The organism is Catenovulum agarivorans YM01, from assembly GCF_000281085.1.
In the GTDB taxonomy this organism is placed as follows: Bacteria; Pseudomonadota; Gammaproteobacteria; order Enterobacterales; family Alteromonadaceae; genus Catenovulum; species Catenovulum agarivorans.
The window spans coordinates 172,816-188,023 of the sequence record NZ_JH767526.1; the positions used below are offsets into that span (position 1 = coordinate 172,816).

General features: G+C 40.6%; 14 protein-coding genes. 1 reads left to right on the forward strand and 13 read right to left on the reverse strand.

All coding sequences use genetic code 11. From position 1 onward, the window contains the following. Position 1: 1 nt before the first annotated feature. The 7 genes from lepB to WSC_RS22380 all read right to left on the reverse strand — a co-directional run bounded on the left by lepB (position 2) and on the right by WSC_RS22380 (position 7,182). Positions 2–661: a signal peptidase I gene (gene lepB, locus WSC_RS0109600; RefSeq protein ID WP_016955704.1), complete on the reverse strand. Its 660-nt coding sequence runs from the start codon at positions 659–661 to the stop codon at positions 2–4. 70 nt (positions 662–731) lie between these two features. Further along, positions 732–1,175: a Holliday junction resolvase RuvX gene (ruvX, locus tag WSC_RS0109605; RefSeq protein ID WP_016955705.1), complete on the reverse strand. Its 444-nt coding sequence runs from the start codon at positions 1,173–1,175 to the stop codon at positions 732–734. Between the two features lie 53 nt (positions 1,176–1,228). Next, complete coding sequence (locus WSC_RS0109610) at positions 1,229–1,786, reverse strand: YqgE/AlgH family protein (RefSeq protein WP_016955706.1); 558 nt, start codon at positions 1,784–1,786, stop codon at positions 1,229–1,231. A 309-nt stretch (positions 1,787–2,095) separates the two neighbouring features. Then, complete coding sequence (locus WSC_RS0109615; RefSeq protein ID WP_016955707.1) at positions 2,096–3,013, reverse strand: LysR substrate-binding domain-containing protein; 918 nt, start codon at positions 3,011–3,013, stop codon at positions 2,096–2,098. A 121-nt stretch (positions 3,014–3,134) separates the two neighbouring features. Continuing rightward, positions 3,135–4,451: a response regulator gene (locus WSC_RS24110; protein WP_016955708.1), complete on the reverse strand. Its 1,317-nt coding sequence runs from the start codon at positions 4,449–4,451 to the stop codon at positions 3,135–3,137. Then, positions 4,452–4,784 (reverse strand): Hpt domain-containing protein, encoded by a 333-nt coding sequence (locus WSC_RS0109625; protein ID WP_016955709.1) that lies wholly within the window; start codon positions 4,782–4,784, stop codon positions 4,452–4,454. Beyond that, positions 4,762–7,182 carry a PAS domain-containing hybrid sensor histidine kinase/response regulator gene (locus WSC_RS22380; protein ID WP_016955710.1) on the reverse strand — a complete coding sequence of 807 codons (2,421 nt, stop codon included), beginning with the start codon at positions 7,180–7,182 and terminating at the stop codon, positions 4,762–4,764. Before WSC_RS22380 ends, WSC_RS0109625 begins: the two co-directional genes overlap by 23 nt. A 305-nt stretch (positions 7,183–7,487) precedes the next feature. On the opposite strand from WSC_RS22380, the gene WSC_RS22385 reads away from it, so the two are divergent. After that, the gene (locus WSC_RS22385) at positions 7,488–9,539 is read left to right on the forward strand and encodes an ATP-binding protein (RefSeq protein ID WP_157447247.1); all 2,052 of its coding nucleotides are present in this window, start codon (positions 7,488–7,490) and stop codon (positions 9,537–9,539) included. Positions 9,540–9,554: 15 nt separating this feature from the next. Here WSC_RS22385 and gloA read toward each other — a convergent pair whose 3' ends face one another. Genes gloA through rsxC form a run of 6 tightly spaced genes read right to left on the reverse strand, consistent with a single transcriptional unit; the run spans position 9,555 to position 15,205 of the window. After that, positions 9,555–9,953 carry a lactoylglutathione lyase gene (gloA, locus tag WSC_RS0109640; RefSeq protein ID WP_026016771.1) on the reverse strand — a complete coding sequence of 133 codons (399 nt, stop codon included), beginning with the start codon at positions 9,951–9,953 and terminating at the stop codon, positions 9,555–9,557. Between the two features lie 12 nt (positions 9,954–9,965). Continuing rightward, positions 9,966–10,601, reverse strand: coding sequence for an endonuclease III (gene nth / locus WSC_RS0109645; protein ID WP_016955713.1), 636 nt, complete (start codon positions 10,599–10,601; stop codon positions 9,966–9,968). A gap of 5 nt (positions 10,602–10,606) precedes the next feature. Continuing rightward, a complete protein-coding gene (locus WSC_RS0109650) occupies positions 10,607–11,308 on the reverse strand; it encodes an electron transport complex subunit E (protein WP_016955714.1) in 702 nt (233 codons plus the stop codon). After that, entirely contained in the window at positions 11,305–11,928 is a 624-nt protein-coding gene (gene rsxG, locus WSC_RS0109655; RefSeq protein ID WP_016955715.1) for an electron transport complex subunit RsxG, read from the reverse strand. The genes WSC_RS0109650 and rsxG overlap by 4 nt, the downstream gene beginning before the upstream one ends. A gap of 14 nt (positions 11,929–11,942) precedes the next feature. Beyond that, a complete protein-coding gene (gene rsxD / locus WSC_RS0109660; RefSeq protein ID WP_016955716.1) occupies positions 11,943–12,998 on the reverse strand; it encodes an electron transport complex subunit RsxD in 1,056 nt (351 codons plus the stop codon). After that, complete coding sequence (rsxC, locus tag WSC_RS0109665; RefSeq protein WP_016955717.1) at positions 12,998–15,205, reverse strand: electron transport complex subunit RsxC; 2,208 nt, start codon at positions 15,203–15,205, stop codon at positions 12,998–13,000. Before rsxC ends, rsxD begins: the two co-directional genes overlap by 1 nt. Between the last annotated feature and the right edge of the window lie 3 nt (positions 15,206–15,208).

Below are 15,208 nucleotides of genomic sequence, written 5' to 3' on the forward strand. Positions count from 1 at the left end.
ATTACAAATCCCGCATAAATCTATCAACTCTGGGTAAATAGTAGTTATCATAGTTAACCGAAAAGACCACGCTGCTAGTACGGCCAACAATTTCGTCCCTTGGTACAAAACCTATTACTCTAGAATCCGAGCTATTGTCTCTGTTGTCACCCAGCGCAAGGTAATGACCTGAAGGAACCAATACAGGGGGAAAGTTAGCCAATACCGAACCTTGTTTTTGCACTCGTATCGAATGTGCTACACCAAATAAATCTTCAATTTGATCGTTGGATGAGTTGGCTGAATTGGATTGTGCCACTTGAGTGTAGTCAAGCTGCTGGCCGTTAATGGTTAGAATATTATCATTTAATTCAACAACATCCCCAGGTATACCAATAATACGTTTGACCAAGGTTAAATCTGATACTGCAGAATCAAAGGTGACTATATCGCCGCGTTTTGGGTCTGCTATTTTATATAGCGAAATATTGGTAAAGGGCACACGCAAATCGTAAGCCATTTTATTGACTAAAATGCGGTCGCCTTCAACTATGGTCGGTTGCATTGAACCTGTTGGTACGACATTCCAATCGGCAAGGGCACTGCGAAAGACCAACATTAGGCTAATAAAAATAATAAACGAACGGTTTTGTTTGAGTGTTTTGCGCAGCCAGCTTTGCATTACTAATTCCTTTAATTGCTTTTAAGGTTAGTTTGGCAAAAGCTGGATAAGTTCAATCTGGCTAGTGGGATTAGAGCGCTTGATTTTCAAACCAACTCATTAGAATAATTTCAGCCGATTTAGAATCAATTTTATCCTTAGCCAAATTGCGATAACCACCAATTTCAAATAAATAAGCTTTGGCATCAACTGTGGTTAAACGCTCGTCCCAAGTTTCAACTGGGTAACCAAAGCGACCGTGCAAACGGTTGGCAAATTTTTTCGCTCTTTGGGTAATTTCTTGTTCGGTACCATCCATATTTAATGGTAAACCGACTAATAACAAATCCGGTTGCCATTCTTTTAACTGTTTTTCAATTAAATCCCAGTTTGGGATACCGTCTTGCGCTTTTAATGCTGGTAGTGAGCGGGTGGAGTAAGACAGCTCTTGGCCAATGGCGACACCTATGCTTTTTAGGCCAAAGTCAAAAGCCATTACGTTGCGCTGGCCAATTTTTGATGAAATTTGAGTCATCTGTTGATTCAATAATTTGCAAAATATGCTGGCTAGTTTAGCAAATTTAGCGCTTAGGCGTGACCAATTTGATTACTGATTTGCCAAGTAGCGATGCCGAGCACTTCAGAGGCTTGTTGCCAGCGTAAATGTATGGGGGTGGTGTAAATTAAATCTGCGTCTGCTGGAATGGTTAACCAAGCATTATCTAATAGCTCTTGCTCCAGTTGGCCTTTTTCCCAACCAGCGTAACCCAAACAGATTAAATAATCTTCCGGCTCGTCTTTGGTACCAATAGATTCTAATAAATCACGTGAGGTGGTTACCATAATATCTGGGGTTAATTGCATCGAGCTTTGCCATTTTTGCTGTGGGCGGTGCAAAACAAAACCGCGCTCTGGACTAACAGGTCCGCCTGCATATACGGGGATTTCCGGTAAAATCAGTTTGTCTTTGAGTGGTACTTTAATTTGCGCTAGCAAATCAGTGACCTTCATTTCAAGTGGTTGATTAATCACTATGCCCATAGCGCCATTTTCGTTGTGCTCACAAATGTAAGTTACCGTGCGTTCAAAATAGCCATCTTCGAGTGATGGCATGGCAATGAGAATTTGGTTTTGCAGGTTTTTCATATCCACTCAATTTGCACGAAAAGTTACCATAATTATGGTCGATGAATAGCAAAATTGCAGCACTAAGCTCAATAAAATTTAGTTAACCTCAGCTGCGCGTAAGCAGAGTTGAAGTAAATTTATGCTTTTTAACAGTAACTCGTTTATCTTTACGATCCAATGCGGATAGTTTTTCATCTATCAAGGCATTTTTATGTATCTAATAGCTGGCTATTAGTAGTAAAAATAACGCAGAGAGATGGAAAAATAGACATATTGGGCAATTTTGATTATGCGCAGCTGAGGTTAGTTATTCGGAGTTTTAGGTTGTTATTTTATCGGTGACACATCGGCCAAGTTTGTTAGGCTGGTGCGCTGGCTGATCTCAAAAAAAGATTTGATATAACCCAAATTTTTTTGTCTTTGTTTAACAGCGGCAAACAGCTTACTGGTTAAACCCTGTTGACCTATTTGCACAGTTTCAACTAAACCTTGTTGCTGATATTCAGTCACTGCCCATGAAGGCAATGCAGCAACCCCTAAATTCGCTGTGACCATTTGTAAAATCATCAAAGTTTGATCAACTTTTTTAACCTGCTTTGGCTGGCAGTTGGCCGGGTGCAATAAATATTTGTAGATGTCTAAACGAGCTGGTTCAACCGGATAAGTTAATAAAGTTTGTTGGGTGAGATCAGTCGCTTCAATATAGGCCTTTTGGCTAAGCGGATGTTCTGGTGCTGTAACTAACACCATTTCAAAACTGAATAAAGGTTCGAAGTGAAAATCGTCCGATTCAAATGTATCGGCAGTGATGACTAAATCAAGCTCACCTTCGGCTAAACCGGGCAGGGCATCAAACATATAGTCATTGTTAAACGACAGTTCAATCATAGGCCAGCGTTTATGAAACTGGCTGATCGCTGGCATTAACCACTGAAAACAACTATGACATTCAATTGCTAAACGTAGTTGTCCTTTAGCCTGAGTGCGTAAATCTCTAATGCGTTCTTCGGTTTGTTGCAGCATAGGCAGCATTTGTTCTGCCAGTTGTAAAATAATTTCCCCTTCAGCGGTAAATTTTACCGGTTGGGTTTTGCGCAGATAGATGGGATGACCAATACGGACTTCTAACTCTTTTAGCTGATGTGACAAAGCTGAACTTGTAGTATGCAACCAATCAGCCGCTTTGGCTAATGAGCCAGTGTGCGCCAAAGCACGCACGGTTTTTAGATGTTTAATTTCCAGCATGAGAGAAGTTCAACTTAAAGGGTATTTGATTGAGATAGTTTCATTTTAATGCTTGTTGTTTAGTATGCAACAAAGAATCGATCAGTAAACAAGTATATTAAAATTACCACAGTCGTTGAGCTTAACTCGAGCGTGCTTCTTTTTTGTGAATGGCTTCTTCAACTGCTTGAATTATTTTCTCCTTACTAGAAGGTTTCATGATATAACCGTTGATACCAGAAGACACCCATTTCACCACTAAATCTTTGTTCTTATTGCCGGTTAAAGCCAAGATGGGCAAATCTTTTTTTCCCATACGTTTGCGGAATTGTTTGGTTGCGTTCAATCCATCTAATTCTGGCATAAACAAATCCATCAAAATTAAGTCAAACTTTAATTTGTTTGATTCTTTAATGGCTTCCATTCCATTAGCCGCTTCAACGACATAGTAACCTGCGCTACTGAGTATTTTTTTTATCATGTCTCGATAAATATGATTATCTTCAACAACCAATATTTTTTTCGGTTTAGGTTTTTCAGCTTGTTCGACGGCACCTTCATCACCCAACAATATGCTGTTATCTAACAAAGCTTGTTCTGCTAGCAAACGTGCAGCTTCTTCATTTTGCTCTTCTGCTGCTTGTTTTAACAATTCCTCCGATGGCGGTGCATCTGACTCGGCTTCTGTTGTGCCATCAGTGTCTTCAATTGGAATATCTTTTATAAATTTACATTCTGCTGTGACAGATTTTTTCAGTTGTTGGTGATGAGACTTATTGGTTTTTTTCTGTTTGGCTAAATTCGCAATAAAAGCTTGTAGGCTCTTGCGCACTTCGTCTTCAATTTGTGAAATCAAGGGGGTCAAAACCTCGGTTACGTCTTCGCCATCTCCATTGTTGTGTCCACCATTATTGACCAGAGCGCTGCGGCAGTTTTCTATACTGTTATGTATGTTTTGTTGGAAACTATTTGCTTCACTGATTAACTCGTCTATATCTGTGTCTAGCGCGTTGATATAGCTATCATTGAGCGTTGTTGCTTCTTCTTGGATCTGTAACATTTTGCTCAAATTATTTAGGATTGATTTTAAGCGGAATTTTTCGTAAATCGGACGCGATACAAAGTAGTCGTAAAAAGATCCTTTAGCACAAACCGCATAGGCTAAACCGGCTTCTTTGTTGCCACACAACAATACAACCTGATGAGGGTAGGTGAGCAAGTTATGCTCTTTTACCAAACTGACATAAAAGGCAATGCTTTCTTTCACTGAATTTAATTCTAGTAACAAGATTTTTGGTTTAAATTCTTTGATTGCATTTATGGCTTGCTCGCCTTCTTTGAAAGCTCGAAAGTCTTCCATATGTTGCGACACAATTACAGCCGCGCCACTTTCTAAATCAACCGAATGGATTAATACGACTTGTGGATGTCTGCTTGCCAGTGCCCGCTTGCCAGCCATTTATATAAACTCCTTTTTGACGTCTCGAATGTCCTGTTGCAATAGGGTGATATGTTGTTTCAATTCGGCTCTTTGTTCTGCCAGCGCGCTATCTTCAATTTCTTGTAGACGGTTGGCACAGCGCAGTGCTCCAACTGCTTTGGCTGACGTTTTAAGGTAGTGAGCCGCTTCTTTTACTGCATTTTTATCGTTGTTGTTAAAAGCTGCTGCGATTTGTCGCAAACTTGGCACACATTGTTTTAAAAACTCAGATTTATATTCGTTAATACTTTGTTGGTCGTCGCCAATTAAGCTAGTTAATACTTTGGGATCATAAACTGGGATTTCGCTCATGCCACTTCTCCACTATTGCTTTTAACTTGTGTGTTTCTATTGGTTTAGGCAAGAAATCGTTCATGCCAGACTCAAGGCATCTTTGTTTGTCGCCTGTCATAGCTGCACCTGTAATAGCAATTATAGGTGTGTTTTTTAAACCTAGCGATTTTTCAAGTGTCCGGATTTTTTCTGCCATGGTATATCCGTCCATAATTGGCATATGGCAGTCAGTTAATACAAGTTTATACTGATTCTTTTGGTACAGATTTAGGCCGTTTTCACCGTTGTGAGCTAAGTCCGCTTTGATACCTAATACTTGTAATTGTTTCAATAATAGCTTTTGGTTCAAAGGGTTGTCTTCCACCAACAAGATACTGGCATCACCTAGTGATTGCTTTTGTTTAGGTAAGTTATCATTTAATAGCTGTTCATTTGTTACATTTAAATCAACTCGTGTAAACGCGTATCGAGTCATTGGATCGCTGGCAATTATTTTTAGTTCCGGCCACACTTTCCATAATGGTGTGCGAAATTCGCGAGGGCAAACCAGTAACAGCTGAGCGTCTGCTAGTTGTTTATAGCGGTTTGCTATTAAAGTTTCGAGCTCTGTTACATCCGTTGTGTGGTTTGCCAGTATAAGTACGATATCTGCTTGCGCCTCGATATCTATTATTTCAGCACCTAATTGCCCCAAACGCGTGCTTATCCATGTTATTTGTTCCGCTGTCGCGGATAAATTTTGGAGATACACATGCTGACCAAACAACATAGAAATATCTGGGATTTCATCCGTTTCCCATAGCGGTAGTCGAATAGTGAATTTTGAAAATTGACCTATTTCACTAGTGACTTGTATTTCACCACCCATAAGTTCACACAAGCGTGCGCATATGGCTAAGCCTAAACCTGTGCCTCCGTACTTACGTGTGGTTGAAGCTTGTGCTTGGGTAAAAGGGGTAAACAACTTGTCTATGGTTTTGGTTGTCATACCTATACCATTATCATAGACACTAAAAACAACGGATTTTTGTGAACTAAATGATTGTTCTTCATCCACATGCACGTCTATGTGCACGTGACCAAGCTTGTTATTACCACCACAAAATTTTATCGCATTAGATACAAAATTGATTAAAATTTGTCTTAGTCTGACTGGATCACTTGTTACCGTGTCGGGAATATTATTGCTTTCGTTGACGGTTAATTTTACATTTTTACTATCTGCTATAGACAAAAACATATTAACTACGTTATCAATTGTCTCACATATGGATACACTGGTAGATTCTAACTCCATTTTACCAGCTTCAATTTTATTTAAATCTAAGATGTCATTGAGTATATCAACCAAATTTAACGCCGAGGTTTTGGCTGTATGGATTAGGTCAAGCTGCTCTGAATTAAGCTGAGAACGTTCGACTAGGTCTAATGCGCCTATTACGCCGTTCATTGGTGTGCGAATTTCATGGCTCATCATGGCTAAAAAGTTAGATTTTGCAACACTGCCAGATTCAGCTAAATCTCGGGCTAACTCGAGCTCGCGAGTTCGTTGTTGGACTGTTTTTTCGAGTTTTTCATTGAGCTCGTTCATTTTTTGTCGCGCTACGCGTTCAGCGGAATTATCGTGGCAGATTCCATCTATACGCTTGATGTTTCCGAGAATGTCTTTAGTCACATTACCTTTAATGACAACGTAATGAATACTGCTATTGTTGCTTGTGTTGACTCTGACTTCACAGTCTATCGATTTGCTACCCATACCGGCATTGCGAAATTGTTCGATGAGCTTTTTTTGGTCTTGAGGGTGAACGTGTTGGACCAGTTCTGACAAGTTACCTTGTTGTTGACCGTTGAGGCACATTATTTTTTCAACGTTGCTATCCCAAGTCCAGAGGTCATCTAACGTTGTACCAGACCATACTCCTATGCCACTCGCATCTAAAGCAAGCTTTTTGGTATTTTCTGACTCTACAATAGAATTGAGCATTTCTTTTTGCTCGGTGCATTCAAACACACTACCACACATTCTAAGAGGCAATTCGTGCTCGTCTGCTGTTGATTCTCCGCGAATGGTATACCAGCGATAGTGATTAGTTAAATCCGCGATACGGCAATCGAAGTTTAATCTAATACCGTGATATATGTTGCCAATAAACATTTGTTCAAAAGTAACTTGATCATCAGGGTGAATTCGAGTGTAAACCTCAAACCAATTGGTTGCTTGAGGTGAGTCTAATGACAGTATGTTTTTGGCTGTTTGCGAAAAAAACACAGATATATTGTTCAACAATTTCTGAAAGCATTGATTTTCATCGAGTATTCTTGGGTCTTCAACAAAATGTATATCCCAAACGCCGATTTGAGTTGCATCCGCCGCAATTTGATAGCTATTGGTTAATGTGGACTGCTCTGTCATGGTAGCCGCTCTAAAAAATTATCTACTAATTTTGTGCGTAGGACGGTTTGACCACCTTGGTCATATACCTAATTACTATGTCTATCAAAGCCACTGATAGTTTAGTTACCTATATAACTATATAAACAAGTGTAGTGGAGAAAAATCAGAGTGCAAAAAGCTTTTTTGCGGTGGGGAATTTGCTAAAAACGCGATTATGCCAAACACTTATATGGGCAAAGTTGTTGACTCGAGGTTGTTTGGAGTATGAAAAGTTTAGGTGTGGAGGTATTCAGTTGTCCGCTTCAGCATTGGTTAAAATTATTATGAATAAACAAAGTACCACGAGCATTCGCAATAAGTTCTATTTAATTCAAACGATACTATTGGTTGTTTGTATTGGTGTTCCGAGCACAGCTTTTTTAGTTCTCTATATGCAGGAACCCTCTGATGTGGCTCGTAAATTGGTGGAAATTGTTTCTTATTGCTTTATTGCTTCTTTGGTAATAGGGATATGGCTGTCTTTATATTTGGTTAAACACATTCTCAGTCCTTTGTATAAGGTCACTCAAGGCGCTGAAAAAATAACCCGTGGTCAGATAGAGCATAAAATTGAATTAGACCGGGATGATGAATTCGGTCGCTTGGCTGATTCGGTCAATAAACTGGCAACGGCTTTAATTACCGCCAATCAATCTCTTGAACAAAAAGTACATGCTAAAACTGCGGAGTTAGAAGAGCTTAATTCGAATTTGGAACAAATCGTTGAAATTCGTACAGAAGAGATGCAGCGGGCCATTGAGCAGGCGAAACAAGCGAGCTCAGCAAAGTCTGATTTTTTAGCCATGATGAGCCATGAAATTCGCACACCAATGAACGGTATAGTTGCTTCGTTAGATCTACTTAAACAGACGGAAGTCAACTTTGAACAAATGGATTTAATTGATACAGCTAAATCATCAGCTTTGAGTTTGGTTGCGATTCTGAATGATATTTTAGATATTAGCAAAATTGAATCAGGAAAATTTGAACTAGAACAAGCAGAATTTTTATTATCTGAAACAATAGACAGCGTTGTTAAAACCTTTGTTCCTTCGACTATGGAGCTAGGTCTGATTTTCGAAGTTCGTGAACAAAGTGATATGCCCGATAAAATGATCGGCGACCCGGTTAGAATTCGACAAGTTTTATTTAATATAGTTGGCAACGCTATTAAGTTTACCGCTAAACAAAGCGAGCGAGTTGGGAAAGTTGTGGTTGATGTGTCGATAGAAAGTGAGACTGACGACGAATACAAATTAGCAATAACGGTAAAAGACAACGGCATTGGCATTCACCAACAAGTCCAAGCTAAATTGTTTCAGCCGTTTAAACAGGCTGAAAAGTCGACCAGTCGTAAATTTGGAGGCACCGGCCTTGGTCTGGCTATTTGTAAAAAGCTAGTAGAGATGATGCGTGGTGATATTACCTTAACCTCAAAAGAAGGCGTTGGCACAGAATTTTGCATTCATTTAACCTTGAAAAAGATTAAAGAGTCTTCAGAAAATTTACCCCCTCTGTTTGGCAGAGAGCTCCACTTTATCGAATGCAACCCTTATTTGAAAAAGCTGACTAGGCGCTTAGTCGACTATGCCGAAAGTGAAGGCGGTGAGGCTTATTGCCATGAGTGGCAAACTATATCTAACAGTGCTGAAATGCAGTTATTGTCTGGCACCGTGATTTTAATGTTAGGCGAAATAGATCCACACCTAGATGCATTGCACGCCTTTGAAGCTATGGTTTGTCCTGATGGATTTAAAGTGGTTGCGGTGGAACGCAATGCACTAGAGCAATTGCGCAGTTTATGTCCGAAAATGCCAGCTTTACCAATCAAGCCACTAACCAAGTTTCAGTTTATTAATCATGTGATGGCTGAACAGCCGATTGTCGATGAGTTGACAGCGCACGCTAACACAAATATTCAAACTTCTAGCCAAAGTGTTGATGCAAATATCAACTTGGGTCATGAGGATGTTTTGTTGGTGGAAGATAATCCACTTAATCAAAAATTAATAAAAAAACAACTCAAAGTATTAGGCATTGATCCTGCTGTTGCTAATGATGGATATGAGGGATTACAAGCTTTTAAGAACCATTCGTATAAATTGGTTATTACTGACTGTCACATGCCTAATCTAAGTGGTTACGATATGGTGCATTTAATTCGTCAATACGAAACCGAGCAAGGATTAACACCAACTCCAATTGTGGCGTTAACTGGTGCAGCAATGGCAGGTGACAAAGAGAAATGCCTGAAAATGGGTATGAATGATTTTTTATCCAAGCCGGTGCAAACTGAGGAATTAAAGAGAGTTGTACACCAGCACTTGCCACAATAAGTTATTTTGAAGTATTTATAACTTATTGTCAGATTTTTTCTGAATTAGCTCTAAAGCATAGTTGTCTGGGTCTCTGACAAAAGCAATTTCTGTGGTGCCCCCTTTTACTGGCCCTGGTTCACGTGATATTGTGCCGCCAGCTTGGCGAATCTTTTCACAGGCTTGGTAAACGTCATCTACTTCAATTGCGATATGCCCGTAAGCTGTACCCAAATCATATTCGCTGACCCCCCAGTTATAGGTTAATTCAATCACAGCTTGTTCAGATTCGTCAGCATAACCCAAAAAGGCTAGGGTATATTTATATTCAGCATTGTCGTGTTTGCGTAATAACTGCATACCCATTACTTGGGTGTAAAACTCGATTGATTTATCTAAGTTGCCAACACGCAACATAGTGTGAAGAATACGCATAAGTTGTCGTCCTTATATGTCTGTTTTCTCTTTAAACTCGCACAAATCTTCAATAATGCATGAGCCGCAGCGAGGTTTACGTGCTACACAAGTGTAGCGCCCGTGCAATATTAACCAGTGGTGCACGTCAACTTTAAATTCTTTTGGCACAACTTTCAGTAGTTTTTGCTCGACCAAATCAACATTTTTACCCATAGCAAATTTAGTCCGGTTAGACACACGAAATATATGCGTATCCACGGCTATGGTCGGCCAGCCGAAGGCTGTGTTGAGCACTACGTTAGCGGTTTTTCTACCAACACCGGGTAGGGCTTCAAGTGCATCCCTGTCTTCTGGCACTTGGCTGTTGTGTTTTTCTACCAGCATTTTGCAGGCTTTCATGACATTTTCAGCTTTGCTGTTATATAAGCCAATAGTTTTGATATAACTTTTCAACCCATCTAAACCGAGCTCGATGATTTTTTCTGGTGTGTTGGCAACTGGAAACAGCTTACGAGTTGCTTTGTTTACACCCACATCTGTTGCTTGCGCTGACAAAGTGACTGCGACCAAGAGTTCAAATGGCGTAGAAAACTCTAGCTCAGTGGTTGGATGCGGGTTGGCATCTCGTAGTCTTGTCAGTATTTCTAAACGTTTTTCTTTATTCATAAGGATTAAGCCGATTCTGTAGTTACTCTGGCTCTTTCTATGGTTTGTTTGGTTTTTTCGCCAATCACTAGCTTTTCTATGCGTTTGTCATATTTGTTTTTCAGCGCTATGAGTAAACCCATAATAATAAATGCGCCTGGCGGCAGTATAGCGAGCAAAAAGTTTTGTTCTGGGGAGAATAAGACTAAGTGCCAATTGCTTGCAGCTTCACCAAATATTTGCTCTGCACCTTGCAATAAAGTGCCATTGCCAAGCACTTCGCGTATCGCACCTAAAGCTAATAAAACCACTAAAAAACCACTGCCCATCATTAAACCGTCGTAGGCTGCAAATTGCACTGAGTTTTTTGAAGCGAATGCTTCTGCTCGACCAATAATCGCGCAGTTTGTCACTATCAGCGGGATAAAAATACCTAAGGTTTGGTAGAGCTCATAAGTATAAGCATTCATCAGCAATTGCACTATGGTCACAAGTGATGCAATAACCATAACAAACACTGGAATACGGATTTCATTTGGGATCCAGTTACGCACAATTGATACGGTAATATTTGAGCCTATCAGCACAAATAAGGTCGCTAAGCCCAAGCCTAACGCGTTAACTGCTGTATTAGTTACGGCTAATAGTGGGCATAAACCTAACATTTGGACTAATGCTGGGTTATTTTTCCATAAACCTTGCCAGCTTATTTCTTGATATTGGTTCATTGCTTCTCTCCACAAGTTTGGCCTTGAGCAAATAAGTCTTGCTCTTGCGCCCATACTAGGGTGTTTTTCACCGCTCCTACAACGGCTCTTGGGGTTATGGTTGCGCCAGTAAATGCATCAAACATACCGCCGTCATTTCTCACTGCCCAATTTTTTTGATTATCGTCGGTTACACTAAGGCCAGCAAAATAGGTGATCCAATTAGATTTTTTTATCTCTATTTTATCGCCTAACCCCGGCGTTTCTGTATGTTTAACTGTTCTAACACCTAAAATTCTCTGCTCTGTGTCGATTGCAACCAACAAGTCTATTCGGCCATTGTACCCGTTTGGTGCGATTGATTCTAAAACAACGGCTACTGGGTGTTCGTCAAATCTAGCTCTAAATACACGAATGTTTTCGCCATTAACATCTTGTTTCACAATACAGTCTTGCGCAATTGCATTATTGTACATATCCGCTGGCACAAGCTGATTAATGGTCTGCTGAATCGCATTTTCTTGTGCTTGGGCTATGGTGTCTTCGGTTAACAAATGGGTTAACGCAACTAAGCCTGTAGTGACCAAAGCAAATGCAGCTAAAATGAAACTGGCTTTACTGATAGGGTGAATATTTAACATTTAATTTCACTCCATTATCTTGTTGTATGACCATACACTCTGGGTTTAGTGTAGTAGTCAATTAATGGAACACACATATTGGCGAGCAATACCGCAAAAGCGATGGCATCTGGGTAACCACCATATTGGCGAATGAAAAATACTAATAAGCCAACAAGTACAGCAAAAATAATTTTGCCTCTAGGTGTGGTCGATGCTGATACAGGGTCAGTTAAGATAAAAAATGCGCCGAACATAGTTGCACCAGATAACAAATGCAAACTTGCAGTGGCTGCACCATCTGGGCTAGCAACATGACAGACCCAGCTAAAGATAAATAATGACGTTAAGAAGGCAACCGGAATTCGCCAATTGATAACTTTTAAAAATATTAATATTAGCCCGCCACACAGATACGCGACATTGACCGCTGTCCAGCCGATGCCGAGTTGCTCTGAAAAGACTTTTATTTGGCTCAGCTCTGAGAAGGTCTGTTGGTTACTTAAGCCAGTTTTTATCGTATCTAACGGGGTTGCCATGGTAAAACCATCTAGATCGACCCTTAACTGCGCAAGCGAGTAACCAGTTTCACTATAGCCGGTAAAAATTAACATCAGAGTATCAACAAAGCTGATATCGTATTCGACTAAAGTTAACGGCGGTAACCATAAAGTCATAGATAACGGGAATGAAACTAACAATACAACATAACCCGCCATAGCTGGGTTAAATATGTTTTGGCCTAAGCCGCCATAAACTTGTTTGGCAATGACAATGGCAAATAAACTGCCTATAACCGCAATCCACCATGGAGCGAGAGGCGGTAAACTAATACCCAATAATAAGCCAGTTAACAATGCGCTGTTATCTTTAAGTCTTTTTACAACAGGGTAGTTTCTTTGTTGTAAACATAAAGCTTCGGCAGCGATTGCAGTTGTTACCGCAAGCAAAATTTGAATTAAGCTGCCATAACCAAAGTACCAAACTTGAGTGAGTATACCTGGCACACAAGCCAGTGCGACTAGCATCATCACCCGTGAGGTTTTATTTTTTACGTGATTATGTGGTGAACTGGCGACACGAAAACTCATTATTGATCTTCTCCAAGTTGTTTTCTTTTTGCTTTCGCTTTAGCAATTGCCGCTTTAATTCGGGCATCTTTATCTGATTGTTCGTTTGCTGGTTGGCTTGATGTCTCAGTTTGTTCTGTCGATTCTTGCGCCAACTTTTCCGCCGCTTGTGCAGCTTTACGCGCTTTGGCGCGTTCAATTGCAGCTTTAGCTTTTGCTTTAGCATCGTTTTCAGCAGCTGGTACTGCTTCTGCTTGCTCGGCACTTGCTGTTTGTTCAGTATCAGTAGCTTGTGCTTTTTCTGCTGCTTGCGCCGCTTTACGCGCTTTGGCGCGTTCAATTGCCGCTTTAGCTTTTGCTTTAGCATCGTTTTCAGCAGGTATTGCTGCTTCTGATTGCTCGGCACTTGCTGTTTGTTCTGTATCCGCAGTTTGAGCTTTTTCGGCCGCTTTCGCCGCTTTGCGCGCTTTGGCGCGTTCAATTGCCGCTTTAGCTTTTGCTTTAGCATCGTTTTCTGCAGCTGGTGGTGCTTCTGCTTGCTCGGCACTTGCTGTTTGTTCAGCATTTGTAGCTTGTGCTTTTTCTGCTTCTTGCGCCGCTTTACGCGCTTTGGCTCTTTCTATTGCAGCTTGTGCGGCTGACTTAGTATCACTTTTGCTGTTGTCAGCTTTTGAATTGTCGCCAGAAGCCGCTTGTTGTTTTTTCGCTTGCACACGGGCTAGTGCTTCTGCGACTTTGTCTTTAGCGCCTTGGTCTTTTTCCATTGCCGCTTTACGTGCTTCGGCTGCTTGTTTATGTTTATCTAATCTTGCTTGTTTTTCTTTTTCTAAGCGCTCATTACGTGCGTTAAAACGTTCTTTGGCTTTTTCGGCTTTTTCATGCTCTATACGTTCAGCTTTAATCTCAGCTTTGGCAATACGATAATATTGCACCAAGGGTATTTCGCTTGGGCATACATAAGCACAAGCACCACATTCTATGCAGTCGGCTAATTTATACTCTTGCGCTTTGTCGTGTTCTTTGGCTTTGGTATGCCAATATAATTGTTGTGGTAACAAATTGGCAGGGCAGGCATCAACACAATAACCGCAGCGAATACAGTTTTGTTCGTCTTCGGGCAAAGGCAATTCTTGGTTGCTTGGTGCGAGAATACAGTTGGTTATTTTGCTCACTGGCACTTGTTTGTTCGGGATGTTAAAACCCATCATTGGGCCACCCATAATCAAATGTTCAGGCTTTGCTGCTTGGTAACCCGTTTGCGCTAAGATAAATTCAACAGGTGTGCCTAATTTAATCCAGTAGTTACCAGGTTGGCTCACTTGTTCTCCGGTTACGGTAACAACTCGCTCAATCAGAGGTTCACCGTGTACAATTGCTTTATATGCAGCGTAAGCCGTACCAACATTTTGGGTGACAACGCCTATGTCAGATGGAATACCACCACTCGGTACTTCTTTACCTGTGATCACTTGAATCAGTTGTTTTTCACCGCCTGCAGGATATTTAGTTGGTATAGCTCGAACAATAAATTGGGTTTTGCCTTCGCAAGCCTGTTCCATGGCGGCAATCGCAGCTGGTTTATTGTTTTCAATCGCAATAACAACCATTTTAGGTTTGAGCAAATGGGTGAATATTTCAATGCCACAAATAATTTCAGCAGCATATTCTTGCATCAACCTGTCATCCGCCGTGATATAAGGTTCGCATTCAACACCATTAATAATTAATACGTCAACTGGCTGGGAGTTATTATGTTTTACATAGGTTGGAAAGGCTGCACCACCTAAACCTGCAATACCAGCAGCTTTAAGTTTATCGACAATTTCTACTTTAGATAATTCGAGATAATTGGCGACGGGTTGTTTATCAATCCAGTTGTCTAAACCATCGGTTTGGATAACTATGGTCTCTGTTTCTAAACCCGAAGCATGGGCAATTGGATGAGATTTTATTTCGACAACTTCGCCGGATGATGGTGCATGAACAGGTAACTCCATTGGTCCTTGCACTTGACTTAATGCTTGACCCGCCTTGACCTTGTCTCCCACTTTGACCAACAGATGCGCAGCTTGGCCAATATGTTGTTTAACCGTGACATAGAGTTTTTCAGGTAGGGCAAGATGACTAATTGTTTGATAGTTGGATAGTTCTTTTCTTTCTGGTGGATGAACGCCCCCGGGAAAGTCCCATAAATAACCAGATTTAATTTTTTCAATTAAGGATTCCACGAA